Origin of the sequence: Paraburkholderia sp. Ac-20340 (genome assembly GCF_017104965.1) — a bacterium.
Taxonomy (GTDB): Bacteria; Pseudomonadota; Gammaproteobacteria; order Burkholderiales; family Burkholderiaceae; genus Paraburkholderia.
The window spans coordinates 184,938-199,241 of the sequence record NZ_JAAGPR010000008.1 but is presented as its reverse complement, the minus strand read 5'-3'; the positions used below and the strand labels follow the sequence as shown (position 1 = coordinate 199,241).

The following is a 14,304-nucleotide window of genomic DNA, read 5'->3' as shown; positions in this document are numbered from 1 at the left end:
CCGTCAGGGGTTGATCGTATGTCTTACTGGATGCGGCGCGTGCGCGCCGCGCTACCCTGGCTGATCGTCGCCGTGCTTTCGGTGGGCACGGTGCTGCTCGTGCGCCTGCCCGCCGCGTGGATCGCGCCGCAATTCGCGCGCGTGACGCAAGGGCACGTGAATCTCGTCGATCCGCAAGGCTCGCTCTGGCACGGCTCGGCCACGCTCATGCTGGCTGCGGGCCGCGACGTGCAAGGCGCGACGCTGCTGCCTGGACGCATCGAATGGCGTGCGTCGTTCTGGGCGCTGTTCACCGGCCGCGTGCATCTGCAGATGCGCCAGACCGAGGCGATGCCCGATCCCATCGACGTCGAGGCCACGCCGCGCGGCGCCACGGTGACGGCGGGCGCGCTCGCGGTGCCGGCCTCGCTGCTCGCGGGTCTGGGCGCGCCGTTCAATACGCTTGATCTGGATGGCAATGTGCGGCTCGCGTGGAGCCCGTGGCGCGTGTTCGGCACCGATGCGTTCGGCCGTCTCACGGTCACGCTCGGCGACATGAGTTCGCGCGTTTCGCTGGTGAAGCCGCTGGGTTCTTACGAGGCGGTGCTGCAGGCGCAAGGCGCGTCGTCGACGCTCGATCTGAGCACGCAGAAAGGCCCGCTGATGCTCGATGGGCACGGCACGTTCTCGCGCAATTCGTCGATGTTCAACGGCACCGCGAGCGCTACGCCGGATCAGCGCGACAACCTCGCGGGCCTGCTGAACCTGCTGGGCCGCCCGATGGGCCCGGGACAGGTTGCGCTGACGTTTATGCGTTGATCTTCAAGCGCTGGGCGCTTACTGCGCCTGCGTATTGACCGGGGTGACGGCGGCCTGGGTGACGGCGGCCGTGCTGGCCGTCGCACCCGAGGCTGCCGGCGCAGGCGCCGCCACGCCGCCGTTCTCGCGCGTCATCTGCGCGGTATCCCAGCCGCCGCCGAGCGCCTTCACCAGTCCCACCGACGACACCATGCGCTGCCCCGCGAGGCTGGCGAGCTTCTGCTGCGCCGTGAACGCGGTCGTCTGCGCCGACAGCACGTTCTGGTAATCGATCGTGCCCGCCTTGTACTCGTTGGTGACGATCGCGAGCGCATGTTGCGCCGACTCCACCGCCTGCTGCTGCACCACGATTTCCTGCGCGAGGATGCGCTGCGACGCGAGGTTGTCCTCGACGTCCTGGAACGCGGCCAGCACGGTCTGGCGATAGGTCGCGACCTGCTGGTCGTAAGCGGCGCGCGCGGCTTCGGTTTGCGCGCGGCGCAGACCCGCATCGAACACCGTGGCCGCGAGCGACGGCCCGAGCGTCCAGAAGCGCGACGGCATCTGCAGCAGTTGCGAGAACACCGAGCTTTCGAAGCCGCCGCTCGCCGACAGCGTGAGCGTCGGGAAGAACGCGGCAATCGCCACGCCGATCTGCTCATTGGCCGCCGCCGCCTTGCGCTCGGCCGACGCGATATCGGGACGCCGTTCGAGCAGCGCGGAAGGCATCGTGACCGGCACGACCGGCGGCGTGGCCGTGAGCGGCGACACCGGAATCGAGAACGACGAAGCCGGCTGGCCGACCAGCACAGCAATCGCGTGTTCGTCCTGGGCGCGCGCAACACCGTTGTCGATGGCGGAAGCCTGCGCGGATTGCAGCTGCGTTTGCGCCTGGATCACGTCGGCGCGCCCTGCTACGCCCTGGGCGTACTGGTTTTGCGTCAGCATGAGCGACTTCTGATAGGCCGCGACGGTGTCGTCGAGCAGCTTCTGCTGGGCGTCGAGCGCGCGCAGCGTGAAGTAGGTCTGCGCGAGCGTGGCCTGGGCGGAAAGGCGCGCATTGGCGAGATCGGCGGCGGCGCCTTGCTGGCCCGCTTCCTCGGCGCTCACGGTGCGGCTCACCTTGCCCCAGAGATCGGGTTCCCAGGTGGCGTCGAGGCCCAGATTGATGTTGTTCGTGATGCTGCCGGACGCACTGCCCGTGCTGCTCGACACGCGCGACGCCGTGCCCGAGCGCGTGCCCGCGAACGACGCGCTGACCACCGGGAAGTACGCGGCGCGCGCCTCGCCCACCAGGGCGCGCGCCTGGCGATAAGCGGCGGCGTACTGCGCGACGGTCTGGTTGTTGGTGTTGAGCTGATCCATCAGCCCGTTGAGCTGCGCATCGTCGTAGATGAGCCACCAGCTACCGCGATCGATCGTATCGGACGGTTGCGCGACCTTGAAGCCTTCCGGCGCCTCCTTGTAGGCCGCTGGCACGGCCGTATCGGGCCGATGGTAGTCGGGGCCGACTGCACAGCCGCCGAGCTGGAAGGCGAGCACGGCCGCTGCGCCGATCAGCGCGAGCGTAGGCGCGCGACGGCGCAGCGAAACGGAAAGGCGACCGGGAACAACGAGACGGCGGGACATGCGGGAATTCCTGTCGATGCGGCTGGCAAATGATCGAATGGCGAGGCGGGCAGCGCGGCAAAACACTCGGCGTGCAAGACTTTGGCGCGTCGCTGTCAAAGCGGTTGAAGCGGTTAAGGCCGCTGACGCCCGCGCAAGGCTGCGGCAATGGTAGCGCACGCGGATTGCGCCGGGCGCAATCCGCAAGCGTAAGCCGGGAACGGGGACGGATGTGTTACGGCGCGTAAGTTACAGTTTACGCGCCGTTACCGCGCCAGCGGCGCAGTGCATGAAGGGCGTCGTGAGCACGCAGTCGCGCGTTGCGTGCGATGCCTGCGCAGGAGGGACGGCAGGCGCGCTGGGCGTGGTTGCAGGCGGCTTTTGCCGCTTTGGCGATCGCAGGCCCGGAGGCGCTGATGGCCGTCACGCTCGTGACTTGGCTGCCGCGCTGCGAACGGCGGCGATCGGCCCACATCATCAGCACGACGGCGATCGAGCCGCCCGGCAACACGAACATTGCCGCATAGAGCCCGATCTTGCGCCAACGCGCTGCCCCGCCGGCATGCGCGAAGGCATGGCGTGCTGTGCAGGTAACCGAGCGGCCAATGCCGCCGAGCGCGTTTTTGAGGTACAGCATGGCGCGACCAAAGAAGAAATTCGGGAATCCGATGAGTTTAAGTGCTTGCCTGCAATAATATTGACTATGCAAGCAAATCTCAACATACTTTGCACTGCGTCATTTCTGCTGTTGTTTTTACGCTGCGATAGCGACAGATCGATGAACGCTGCGCCCAGGTGAGTGCTGGGCGAACATAGGCGACGCTACACAATCCCGATTTATTTACCTGCCCAGGCAGGAAAATAACCGGCTAGAATGCCGGTGTTTTCGCGATCGAAGAGAGCGTTTTACCCATGAGTAGCGATGAGTAGCGGCCCCGATATTCCACAAGACGTGCCCCACGTTCCGTACGTGCCGGGCAAGGTCGGCGTGGTGCCGAGTCTCGGTTATTTCCTCTCGACCGCGCGCAACGTGCTGGCCACCCGCATGGACCGCGCGGTCGCGCCGCTCGGGCTGACGTCTTCGCAGATCGGCGTGATTTTGCTGCTCTGGTACGAGCGCGCCCGCACGCCCAACGAGATGTCACGCGTGCTGTCGTACGACACCGGATCGATGACGCGCATGCTCGACCGGCTCGAAAAGAAGGGCTTTCTGGAGCGCCAGCGCAGCCAGGCCGACCGTCGCGTCGTGGAACTCGAACTCACCGAACTTGGCCGCGAAGCAGCGCAGCAATTGCCCGATGTGATCGCTTCGGTGATGAACGAGCAATTGCATGGCTTCAGCGCGGACGAAGTCACGACGCTCATCAGCCTGCTGCAGCGTTTCATCGCCAACGACGCGCAAACCCAGGCGGTATGCGGCCATGTCGAAGGTCTGGCGAGCGGCGATTGAAGGTGAGGTTGGCGTAACGCCAACCGTTGCTTGACCCCGGCCGCGCACCTTCGCGCAAAGGCGGTATTGCAGTCAAATAACTGTCTGGGCAGACAATGCTCCGGCATATAAAGGCGCACGATCGTTCGGCTGCAGCTTGTTGATGCGGCAACGGTCCTGACGTCGAAGAATTAATCGAGATAAATCGAGCCAAATCCGGCCAACGATCCTGATCAAGGACCCGACGATGGACGCTTCAACCGCCGCGCCCGCCTCCTCCCCGGCCAGCGCCGAACCCCGGCCCCTGAGCGGCGGCACGCTCGCGCTGCTGACCGTGGGCCTCGCCCTCGGCACCTTCATGGAGGTGCTGGACACCTCGATCGCCAACGTCGCCGTGCCGACCATCTCCGGCAATCTGGGCGTGGCGAACAGCGAAGGCACGTGGGTGATCTCGTCGTACTCCGTGGCCTCGGCGATCGCTGTGCCGCTGACCGGCTGGCTCGCGCGCCGCGTGGGCGAAGTGCGGCTCTTCACGCTGTCGGTGCTTCTGTTCACGATCGCCTCGGCGGCCTGCGGCTTCGCCTCCAACTTCGAGACGCTGATCGCCTTCCGTCTCGTGCAAGGTCTCGTATCGGGGCCGATGGTGCCGCTATCGCAGACCATCCTCATGCGCTCCTATCCGCCCGAGAAGCGCGGCCTGGCGCTCGGCCTCTGGGCGATGACGGTGATCGTCGCGCCGATCTTCGGGCCCGTGATGGGCGGCTATATCACCGACAACTACTCGTGGCCGTGGATCTTCTACATCAACGTGCCGATCGGTCTGTTTTCGGGCATCTGTGCCTACCTGCTGTTGCGCGGCCGCGAGACGAAGACCACGAAGCAGCGCATCGACGCCGTGGGGCTCGCGCTGCTGGTGATCGGCGTGTCGTGCCTGCAGATGATGCTCGACCTCGGCAAGGATCGCGACTGGTTCAGCTCGAAGTTCATCGTCGCGCTGGCGATCATCGCGGTGGTGTCGCTGGCCTTCATGCTCGCGTGGGAGTTGACCGAAAAAGAACCGGTTGTCGATCTTTCGCTGTTCCGCGACCGCAATTTCGCGCTCGGCGCCTTGATCATCTCGTTCGGCTTTATGGCGTTTTTTGGCTCGGTGGTGATCTTCCCGCTCTGGCTGCAAACGGTGATGGGCTACACGGCGGGCATCGCCGGTCTGGCAACGGCGCCGGTCGGGTTGCTTGCGCTCGTGCTTTCGCCCTTGATCGGACGCAATATGCACCGGCTCGATCTGCGCCTGGTGGCGAGCCTCGCGTTTCTGGTGTTCGCGTTCGTATCGATCTGGAATTCGACCTTTACGCTCGACGTGCCCTTCGGCCACGTGATCCTGCCGCGTCTTGTGCAGGGCATCGGCGTGGCGGGCTTTTTCGTGCCGATGACCACCATCACGCTTTCGAGTATTTCCGACGATCGCCTGGCGAGTGCGTCAGGCCTGTCGAATTTCCTGCGCACGCTGTCGGGTGCGATCGGCACGGCGCTTAGTACGACCTTCTGGGAGAACGATGCGATCTATCACCACGCGGTATTGTCCGAATCGGTGAGCGTGTATTCGCCGAATACCACGGCGTACCAGGACGCGCTGGCGAACATCGGTTACGCGGGCCAGAGCATCACCGCCAAGCTCAACGACGTGGTGACCACGCAGGGTTACATGATGGCGACCAACGACTTCTTCCGCATCTCCTGCGTCGTGTTCCTCGTGCTGGCCGCGCTGGTGTGGATTACGAAGCCCAGAAAAGGCGCGGGACCGTCGATGGGCCACTGATGGCTCAAGGACGGTCCCGCGGTTAAACCTGCAGTAAAGCCTGCAGTTAAACCTGTTATGCAGGTTTATCGTGCAGTCACACCGTTGGTCTGGATTTCGACGCGGCGGTTCTGCGCGCGGCCTTCCACGGTGGAGTTAGGCGCGACCGGGCGGGTTGCGCCGTAACCGTGCACTTCATACTGGCCGGCATGCAGGCCGTGCGATTGCAGATAGTTGCGCACGGTTTGCGCGCGGCGTTCCGAGAGGCGGTCGTTCAGCGCCTTCGAGCCGGTCGAGTCCGTATGACCGCCGATGACCACCGTGCCGATGTTCACGCCGTCGCTATCCGCGATGAACTTGTCGAGCGCCTGCTTGCCGGCCGGCAGCAGATCGTACTTGTTGATCGCGAAGTTGGCGTCCGCGTTCAGCGTGATCGTGCGCGGCTTGGTGTCGACGACCGGCGGGGGCGGCGGCGGAGGAGGCGTTTGCGGCTGGACGACCGGTTGCGGCGCCTGGCAGACGAACATGATTTCACGCGGATCGTTCTCGGGCGCGAAGCCCGAAGCGGCGCGGTCCACCGAAGAAACACGTAGCGGCTGCTTGTCGCCGCAGATCTCGTTGACCTTCTTCATACACGCCTTCGAGCTTTCGAGCAGGCCCTGACACTGCACGCGATAAGCCTGTGTGCCGTTAGCGAGCGTCACGATGTCGAGATTGTGCATGGGCCCCGACGCAGTAGTGCAGCCAGCGGCGACGGCGATCAGAAAGGCCAGCAAGGTGGCTGGCAAAAATCGCATTTTCATTTTGGATTCGATTGATTGAAGAGGAATGAAACCGTCCGGCACGCGCCGAAGCACGGCCACAATACGGTTCCTCGATCCATCGCCCAATCAGAAAATGCCTAAATCCGCAATCGAATTGATTCGATTCGGAGTCCATCTTATTGCGCAAGGTCGTCTTTAAGACAAAGACGCGCGCCCCGGGCAATCCGGGGCGCGAGAAGACCGGCTGGCAGCCGGTGTGGACTCAGGGCGCCGAGGCCGAAGCCGTCGGTACCGCAGCCGAAGCAGGCAGCGGCGCGGCGCCGGTTTCGCTCGCGTCGTTGGCGCCCGTAACCGACTGTTCGATACCCGTGCGCACATACTGCTTGAAGGCGGCACCTGCGGCCCACGGATCGGGCTTGCAGCCGATCGAGCTATCGCAATGTGCCGCGAAGCCGATCGTGGTGGTGCCGTCGCCGTTGACGGTTTTCGTGATCTCGTAGGCGAGCGCGCGCTTGCCGCCGCCGGGGCCGGCGGTGAGGATCAGCGAGTCGGTGACGGTCTGCACTTCGTATTTCGAATGGCCGCGCACCCAGTCCTGGGCGCGTTGCCACCAGATATCGCACTGCGGTTTGTCGCTGCAGGTGAGCGGCGCGGTGGCGATCTGCATGACGTCGGGGTTGACCTGGCCGCGCGGCGCGCAGGCAGCCAGCGCCGCGCAGAGCAGGATCGGCAGGATTCGTTTCATCGCTTGGGTTCCTCCCTGTGTCGGCCGGCGCGCGCTTGAACCCGCTTGAACCGAGAACGCGCGCGCAGTGCGGCCGGACCGTTTGTCGTTGGCGTGACTATAAGGGATGAATGCGCGGCGCGCGCCGCTCGACGGCACGGCGTCAGGCCCGTGAAGGTTGGACCGCGCCGGCCCGTGGGCGTTTCGACGCAATTGCGATGCCCGGCCCGTAGTGCGGACCCGGCATCGCGTCCGCTCGGGCGTCAGACGCTGAAGCGGTTGAGCGTGTAGGCCCGATAAGCGGCCACGAAGGCATCGAACGAGCCGACTTCTTCGCGTTCGAGCCTGGCCTGCTCGTCGACCGATTCGCGCGCGAGTTGCTCGAAGTGCGCGGTCGTCTGCGCATCCAGCGGACGCGCGAGGAAGTCCGCCGCATGACGCTCGCTTTGCGCGAGTGCAAATTGCAGGAAGGTTTGCTGCTGATCGCGCATGGTTTGCAGCACGCGCGCCGACGGCGTGAGCGACGCATCGGCGAGCTTCGCGCGCTGGGCCGCAAGCGCTCGCGCGTGGGCGTCGCCGCCATGCAGCGCGTCGAGTACGGCGGCCGTGCGCTCGATCTTCGCGAACAGCTCGTTCGCCCAGTCCTGCATCGCAACCGGCTGGCCATCGCGCGTCAGCGCTAGCCCCGGCTTGCGCCCTTCCTTCGTCACGAGGCCGAAGTTCTCGTTGGCTTCGGCGTATGCCGTTGCGGGCAGCGACGCACTTTCGTCGAGCGCGCAGGCGAGCAGGTAAGCATCGAGAAAACGCGCTGTCTCCAGCGAAATGCCGGTGGGCTCGAACGGATCGATATCCATGCAGCGCACTTCGACGTACTGCACGCCGCGCGCGGCCAGCGCATGCAGCGGACGCTCGCCGGGCCACGTCACGCGCTTGGGGCGGATCGTCGAATAGAACTCGTTTTCGATCTGCAGGATGTTGGTGTTGATCTGCACCCACTCGCCGTCGCGATGCGTGCCGATCGCCTCGTAAGGCGGATACGGCTGGCTCACGGCCTGGGCGAGCGCGTCGAGATAACCGGGCAACGTGTCGTAGTCGGCGTGCAGCGCGGATTGACCCGTCGTGTTCGAATAGCCGAGATCGCTCATGCGCAGGCTGGTCGCGTACGGCAGATAGAGCGTGTCGGCGTCGAGGCTTTCCAGCGTGTGCTCGCGACCGCGCAGGAAACGCGCATCGAGCGCGGGCGAGGCGCCGAACAGATACATCAGCAGCCAGCTCGTGCGGCGGAAATTGCGGATCAGCGCGAGATAACGCTCCGACTGGTAATCCGTCTGCGTGGCCGTCGACTGATCGTGCGCATGCAGCACGCGCCACACTTCTTCGTTGAGCGAATAGTTGTAGTGGATGCCCGCGATGCACTGCATGGTGCGGCCGTAACGCAGCGCGAGACCCATGCGGTAGACGTACTTCAGCGTGCCGATATTCGAACTGCCGTAGCGCGCGATGGGAATGCCGTCGTCTTCCGGCGGCAGCAGGCCCGGCATCGATTCGTTCCAGAGCATTTCGCCGTCGCGCGCGAGCACGCTATAGACGTAGCGATGCAGCTCGTCGAGCTTGTCGAGCGTGATCGACGCGTCGCTTTCTGCGGGCGTGATGATTTCGATCAACGCTTCCGAATAATCGGTCGTAAGCGACGGATGCGTCAGCGCCGAACCCAGCGCGGCGGCGTGCGGCGTCATGGCGAGCGCGCCGTCGCGCGTGACCCGCAGGCTTTCCTTTTCGATGCCGCGCAGACCGCGCGTGAGCGCGTCGCGATGCGGCCCGGCGCTCAGCACGGAAAGGCGCTGCGTGAGAACGTCGTTCGTGCGTGTAGAGGTCGTGTCTGGCATTGAGGGCTGGTCGGGCACTGGCCGGCGGTGGTGCCGCTGTTGCACACACGCACACACCGCTGGCAGGGATTTTTTCGGTAGCGGGCACTTTAACATCTCGCCGGAAGACCTGCTTGAGGCCACTTCGGGCCTGCCTTTGCGGCCGATGCGGCAGCGCCGCAAGCCAGTCCTGGCGCGGCTTTTGCCGATTTTCCCTAGCCGGGCGGCCAGGCTCCGCTCATGCGGCGATGGCGCTTTACGCGCTGCGAAAGCGGGCGCCGACGCTACCGCATCGATACCCGTGTTGTTGCATGTATGCGGACAAGTACGCCGGGAACCCGGCCGGCGAATTGGGCGCCGTCACCCGCCGCGTGCGGCCCCGGCGCGATCGGCGATTTCGTTCCACAAGTGCATGGCCGCGTAGGCGCGCCACGGCCGCCACGCGTCGGTGCGGGCGCGTTGCTGGGTCGCGCGCGCGAGTGCGGGATCGCGGGCAGCGATGGTTTGCATCAGCACGAGATCGGTGGCGGGCCAGGCGTCGGCGTCGCGCCAGGCGCGCATCGCCACGTATTCGACCGTCCACGGGCCGATGCCCGGCAGCGCGAGCAGCGCCGCGCGCATGGCGTCGAGCGTGGCGCGTTCGGTGTCGGCATGGGTGTTCAGATCAGCAGCGCTTTTGCGGCGGCGGATCGCAGGCGCTGGCGTGCGCTCGATCGCCACCGCGCCGCTTGCCACGCTGGCCGCGAAACCCTGCAGCGCCGCGATGCGTTTGCCCGGCATGCCGATGCCGGTGAGATCCGCCGCCGCGAGATCGGCCGGCGTGGGAAAACGCCACGCCGTGCGCGTATGCGCATGACCGTCGATGCGCTTGCCCACGCGTTCGACCAGTCGCCCGACGATCGTCGTCGCGGCTTTCACGCTGACCTGCTGGCCGACAATCGCGCGCACCACCAGTTCGAAGCCCGACCACGCGCCCGGCACCCGCAAGCCAGGCGCCGCAGCGACGAGCGGCGCGAGCCACGGATCGGCGCTCAAACCTGCGCCAACCGCAGCGGGATCGGCGTGAATATCGAAGATGCGCGCGAGCGGCACGGCGAGCGCGGCGGCGTGCTCGCTTACCGGCCCGTCGATGCGCGCAACGAGGCAGCGCTTGCGCGCATGGCGGCGCACGGCGAGCGTGCCGCTCGCGCCGTTGAAGTCGATGGCGCGCAGCCACGCGCCATCCTCGACGGCCTCGACACCCGGCGTCGCACGGCCGGTGAGAAAGCGCAGCATGCGCGGCCAGTCGTAGGGCTCGCGAAACGGCAATTCCAGTTCTGCGGATGCTGAAGAGAAATCGGAAGAAGCGTGCTGAACGGCGCTCAAACAGGAATCTCCGGCGTGGTGGCGGCGCGCTCGCGCCGGGCGGCTTGGTCCGAGGGTTCTACCACGTCGAGCGTCACGAGGACTTCACCCGCGCGCGCTTCGGCATCGACGAGCGCCGCCTTGCGCGCCAGCCCCCAGCGATAGCCCGCGAGCGCGCCGCCCTTCTGCACCACGCGATGGCAAGGAATCGCCAGCGCCACTGGGTTCGACGCGCACGCCGTCGCCACCGCACGCACCGCGCGCGGCGAGCCCACAATTTCGGCGATCTGCGTGTAGCTGCGGGTTTCGCCGTACGGAATGCGCTGGAGCGCGTCCCAGACGCGTTGCTGGAACGCCGTCGCGGCGATGTCGAGCGGCAGCTCGATGCGCTCGCTGCGGCCGTGCAGGTAAGCGTCGATGTGGGCGAGGAACGGCGCGAGCGCTTCGGTGTCCTCGATACAGCGCGCGTTCGCGAAATCGGCGCGCAGGGTATCGACGAGGGTCTTCGCGCTGTCGCCGAAAGCGATCCGGCAGATGCCCTTATCGGTCGCCGCGATCAGCACGCGGCCGAGCGGCGTGGCTGCGCCCGCATGGCGGATCGTGAGGCCCGCGCCCTTGCGCCGGAACGCCGATGGCGCCATGCCCAGCTCGCCCGCCACGCTCTCGTAGAGCCGCGACGACGAGTTGAAGCCCGCGTCGACGCTCGCCCGCGTGACGCCGGTGCCTTGCGCGAGCGCGTCGCGCAGCACGGCGCCGCGGCGCGCGGCCTGATACTGGCGCGGCGAGACGCCCAGCACGCGCTTGAAGAGGCGCTGCAGGTGGAATGGGCTCAGATGCACGGCGTCGCCAAGCTGGGCGAGCGTGAGGCGCTGCTGCGGATCGGCGTCGAGCGCGGCGCAGGCGCGGCGCACGATCTCCAGTTCGCGCGGCAGGCCGCCCGGACGGCAGCGCTTGCATTCGCGATAACCGGCGGCGCGTGCGGTATCGGCATCGGCGAAAAAGTCGACGTTTTCGCGCCGAGGCAGGCGCGAGGCGCAGGACGGGCGGCAGAACACGCCGGTCGTGCGCACGCCGTAGAAGAACTGGCCGTCGGCGCGGGCGTCGCGCCCGGCGATGGCGGTCCAGCGCGCGTCATCATCGGCGAAATCGAGGGTGTCGGGTGCGGCGGACGGGGCGGCGTTCATGTCAGGACTCCCAGTGAGAGCAGATTCGATGGTCCCACTGTATCGGCGCGGACCGGCGGCGGCGCGCCGGATCTTGCGCTGTCGTTCGAACCGCTATTTTGCGCTTTCGGCGCCGTCAGACGTGACTGCGACAATTTGGCACGATTGCGGGTTTTCCCTTAAAAACTTGTTGCAACGCGTCAGGCCGCTGTGTATAGTGATTCTTGTCTCCTCCATGTCTCCTCCTGATATGGATTAAGCCCGCTCACAGCAGCGGGCTTTTTTTCGTCCAGCGCTTTTGCCGCGCTCGTCTACGGCGTTTTTCCTACACTGCCTGCATGCACCCGCAACGGGAAACGCCATGCAGATCCAGATTCTCGACATCGATCATGTAGTGATTCGTGCAGCCGATCCGGCGGCCATGACGCGCTTTTACTGCGATGTGCTGGGTTGCCGCGTCGCACGCGAAGAACGCGAACTGGGCCTCGTGCAGTTGCGCGCGGGGCGCGCGCTGGTCGATCTCATCACCGTGGGCGGCCCGCTCGACCGCAACGCCGAGAGCGGACCGGGGCGCAACATGGATCATCTGTGTCTGCGCGTGGAGCCGTTCGACGGCGATGCGCTGAAAGTCTGGCTCGCCCAGGCGGGCGCGCAGCCCGGCGATGTGGCCGGGCGCTATGGCGCGGAGGGATTCGGGCCGTCGCTGTATCTGTTCGACCCGGAGGGCAATATGGTGGAGCTCAAAGGTCCACCTGCCGCGTGATGGGTTTTAAACGTTCTCGGGCGCCTTGAACACGGTCCACTCGACCGCGACCGGCTCGCTCGTCGTGCTGCCGATCCAGGCAGCGCCATCCTGCACCGTGCATTGCAGACGCATGGTGCGCTCCGCAAGCTTGCCGAGCGCATTGGCCACGCCCTCGCCCAGCGACCAGACGGTGACGTTGCGCAGGCGCTCCACCTTGCCGCGCACGCCCTGCCACCAGATATCCGAGGTGCGGCCGCCGTAAGCGATCACGATGACTTCCTCGGCGCGGCCGCTGGCCTTGGAAATGCGGCGCTCGTCGGGCTGGCCGACTTCGATCCAGGTCTGGATCGCGCCCGTGTAGTCCTTGACCCAGAGATCCGGCTCGTCGGCGTCGGAGAGCCCCTTGCAGAACTCCAGCCGCTCGCCGGCGAACAGCGCGAAGGCAGCAATGCGCACCATCATGCGATCGTCGGTTTCGGACGGATGGCAGGCGATCGTGAGCGCATGGTCGGCGTAGTAATGCCGGTCCATGTCTGCGATCTGCAGTTCTGCCTTGAAAATCGTCGATTTGAGTGCCATACCGAATCCCGCGCCGCGCAAAAGCCGCACATGATAGCGAGTTTCCAGCACATCCTGTGCCGCATTCATCAGACGGCGCTGTGCAGGTCCTTTCGGGATGGTCTGACGCCAGAATGACGGCGCCATGACGCGCGGGCTCGCCGCGCGCGGTATTTCATCGACTGTTTGCCTGCTTGTTATCCGCTTATTGCCTGATCGAGCGATCGCTGGTCCAAAGACCCTGATCGTCGGCGTTAGCGGCGTTCACGAATTCGACGTCGTGACCGACCACGCGCACGACGCGATACGTCTGGTTATCCGGCGTGGAAAGGCAGCGGAAATCGGCGAAATATTCCTGCATCTGCTGATGCTCGCCGGCTTGTTCGTGCAGGGAAACGGCGTCGAGCTTGTCTTTCGACAGGCAGCCGTAGGAGCCGGGCTTGAGTTGCACTGTCTGCTGCGGTTTGATCGCAGCGTCCTGAGCCTGGACGGAAACAGCGCAGAAGAAACCAGCGGCGAGCGCCACCACGGCGAAGTGTTTTTTCATGTTTGCCTCCTCGCTCCGGGTCCTTTCCGGTCCTGCTGGAGCGGCGGGAATTTTATTCAGGTTAGCTATGTATTTAACGGCGACTCCCGACCCACATTTTTGAATCTAGGAGACCGTGCGCGGACCGCAAGAAGTTCTTGTGTGCGGATGCAGCAGGACCGCGCATCGATTGTGCACAGCGCGCGCCGCGCCGGGTTGCCGCGACGCACATACTGGCTATGCGCAATTCGCCGGCAGGGGCGCGAAAAGTCGCGCAGAACTCGCCAGACGCTGAAGAAAATCCATGCCAGGCAGGCACTTGCGCCGCCGGAATCTTCGTGGATAAATCGGGCATCCCCACTGGAGAACGTCATGACGCTTGCTCACTGGCTGCCATTTGCGATTGCATCGGCGATCCTCGTCGCCATTCCCGGACCGACGGTGCTGCTCGTCGTGTCCTACGCGCTCGGCCACGGCCGCCGCTATGCACTGGCCACCACCGCTGGCGTCGCGCTCGGCGACTTCACGGCGATGACGGCGTCGATGCTTGGGCTCGGTGTGATCCTCGCGGCATCGGCGACGCTGTTCTCGATGCTCAAGTGGGTCGGCGCGGCGTATCTCATCTATCTGGGCATCAAGCTCTGGCGCGCGCCGGTCATGAACACCGATTCCGCCGATATCTCCGAAACGCGCACGGGCTGCATCTTCGCTCACGCCTACGCCGTGACCGCGCTCAACCCCAAGAGCCTCATTTTCTTCGTGGCGTTCGTGCCGCAGTTCATCGATCCGCACACCGCCGCGATGCCGCAAATCCTTATCTTCGAAGCCACGTTCCTCGTGCTCGCCACGCTCAATGCGTTTGGCTACGCGCTGCTTGCGGCGGCCGCACGCCGCGCCGTGCGCAGCCCGCGGGTGCAGCGGCTGATCAATCGCACCGGTGGCTCGCTGCTGATCGGCGCGGGGCTTTTTGCGGCGGTCTGGAAGAGATCGGCGAGCTGACGCAGCG

General features: G+C 65.6%; 14 protein-coding genes. 5 read left to right on the top strand and 9 right to left on the bottom strand.

Annotated features, from left to right (window positions below; genetic code table 11):
- Positions 1–18: 18 nt before the first annotated feature.
- A complete protein-coding gene (locus G3N59_RS13585; RefSeq protein WP_205983146.1) occupies positions 19–798 on the top strand; it encodes a type II secretion system protein N in 780 nt (259 codons plus the stop codon).
- Between the two features lie 18 nt (positions 799–816).
- Here the strand turns inward: G3N59_RS13585 and G3N59_RS13580 are convergent, their stop codons facing one another.
- Both G3N59_RS13580 and G3N59_RS13575 read right to left on the bottom strand, forming a co-directional pair.
- The gene (locus tag G3N59_RS13580) at positions 817–2,406 is read right to left on the bottom strand and encodes an efflux transporter outer membrane subunit (protein WP_205983145.1); all 1,590 of its coding nucleotides are present in this window, start codon (positions 2,404–2,406) and stop codon (positions 817–819) included.
- Between the two features lie 235 nt (positions 2,407–2,641).
- Positions 2,642–3,022, bottom strand: coding sequence for a hypothetical protein (locus tag G3N59_RS13575; RefSeq protein ID WP_205983144.1), 381 nt, complete (start codon positions 3,020–3,022; stop codon positions 2,642–2,644).
- Between the two features lie 285 nt (positions 3,023–3,307).
- On the opposite strand from G3N59_RS13575, the gene G3N59_RS13570 reads away from it, so the two are divergent.
- Positions 3,308–3,835, top strand: coding sequence for a MarR family transcriptional regulator (locus G3N59_RS13570; protein WP_205983143.1), 528 nt, complete (start codon positions 3,308–3,310; stop codon positions 3,833–3,835).
- 226 nt (positions 3,836–4,061) lie between these two features.
- Positions 4,062–5,630 (top strand): DHA2 family efflux MFS transporter permease subunit, encoded by a 1,569-nt coding sequence (locus G3N59_RS13565; protein ID WP_205983142.1) that lies wholly within the window; start codon positions 4,062–4,064, stop codon positions 5,628–5,630.
- Positions 5,631–5,695: 65 nt separating this feature from the next.
- On the opposite strand, the gene G3N59_RS13560 is transcribed toward G3N59_RS13565, so the two are convergent.
- The 5 genes from G3N59_RS13560 to ada form a co-directional block, all read right to left on the bottom strand.
- The gene (locus G3N59_RS13560; RefSeq protein WP_241023419.1) at positions 5,696–6,412 is read right to left on the bottom strand and encodes an OmpA family protein; all 717 of its coding nucleotides are present in this window, start codon (positions 6,410–6,412) and stop codon (positions 5,696–5,698) included.
- A 223-nt stretch (positions 6,413–6,635) separates the two neighbouring features.
- Entirely contained in the window at positions 6,636–7,118 is a 483-nt protein-coding gene (locus tag G3N59_RS13555; RefSeq protein WP_205983141.1) for a hypothetical protein, read from the bottom strand.
- A 242-nt stretch (positions 7,119–7,360) separates the two neighbouring features.
- Positions 7,361–8,983, bottom strand: coding sequence for a glutamate--cysteine ligase (gene gshA, locus G3N59_RS13550; protein WP_205983140.1), 1,623 nt, complete (start codon positions 8,981–8,983; stop codon positions 7,361–7,363).
- Between the two features lie 339 nt (positions 8,984–9,322).
- Positions 9,323–10,327 carry a DNA-3-methyladenine glycosylase 2 family protein gene (locus G3N59_RS13545; RefSeq protein WP_205983139.1) on the bottom strand — a complete coding sequence of 335 codons (1,005 nt, stop codon included), beginning with the start codon at positions 10,325–10,327 and terminating at the stop codon, positions 9,323–9,325.
- Complete coding sequence (ada, locus tag G3N59_RS13540; RefSeq protein ID WP_205983138.1) at positions 10,324–11,490, bottom strand: bifunctional DNA-binding transcriptional regulator/O6-methylguanine-DNA methyltransferase Ada; 1,167 nt, start codon at positions 11,488–11,490, stop codon at positions 10,324–10,326. Before ada ends, G3N59_RS13545 begins: the two co-directional genes overlap by 4 nt.
- 340 nt (positions 11,491–11,830) lie before the next feature.
- On the opposite strand from ada, the gene G3N59_RS13535 reads away from it, so the two are divergent.
- Positions 11,831–12,232 (top strand): VOC family protein, encoded by a 402-nt coding sequence (locus G3N59_RS13535; RefSeq protein WP_205983137.1) that lies wholly within the window; start codon positions 11,831–11,833, stop codon positions 12,230–12,232.
- 6 nt (positions 12,233–12,238) lie between these two features.
- Here the strand turns inward: G3N59_RS13535 and G3N59_RS13530 are convergent, their stop codons facing one another.
- Positions 12,239–12,793 carry a YaeQ family protein gene (locus G3N59_RS13530; protein ID WP_205983136.1) on the bottom strand — a complete coding sequence of 185 codons (555 nt, stop codon included), beginning with the start codon at positions 12,791–12,793 and terminating at the stop codon, positions 12,239–12,241.
- 184 nt (positions 12,794–12,977) lie between these two features.
- Positions 12,978–13,319, bottom strand: coding sequence for a hypothetical protein (locus G3N59_RS13525; protein ID WP_205983135.1), 342 nt, complete (start codon positions 13,317–13,319; stop codon positions 12,978–12,980).
- Between the two features lie 351 nt (positions 13,320–13,670).
- Here G3N59_RS13525 and G3N59_RS13520 point away from each other — a divergent pair, with 351 nt between their 5' ends.
- On the top strand, positions 13,671–14,297 hold the full coding sequence (locus G3N59_RS13520; protein WP_205983134.1) for a LysE family translocator: 627 nt from the start codon (positions 13,671–13,673) through the stop codon (positions 14,295–14,297).
- The last annotated feature ends 7 nt before the right edge of the window (positions 14,298–14,304 follow it).